Below are 273 nucleotides of genomic sequence, written 5' to 3'. Positions count from 1 at the left end.
ACCCAGAAGGATGTGCCTTCCTGGGTGGGCGAAACCACGAGCCTAACAACGACCGGCGCAAAGGGGGAGGACGAAAGTCATCAGGATGACGTCGGTGCAGGTCAGCGTGGCGACTCGCCACCCCCCGCATACCCCGTCTACCGGGCGGTACACCCGACGAGCTCGGCGCTGGTCGCCTCCGCCGTCGTGCGGATGCTGTACACCTCGTCGATCCGGTCGGCGGCCGTGTCGAGCCGGACGTCCTTGCGGCCGACCTCCGCGCCGTCCTCGGAC

1 protein-coding gene is annotated in these 273 nt (G+C 68.5%); it reads right to left on the bottom strand.

Annotated features, from left to right (window positions below):
- Positions 1 to 137: 137 nt before the first annotated feature.
- Positions 138 to 273: DUF4307 domain-containing protein (locus AC0IXA_RS27450; RefSeq protein ID WP_471814904.1), on the bottom strand; the 136-nt coding region annotated here is incomplete at its 5' end.

This window comes from Pseudomonas sp. AC083, assembly GCF_979253165.1.
Note: the sequence above shows the minus strand (reverse complement) of the source record. Positions and strands in the feature narration are given on the sequence as shown.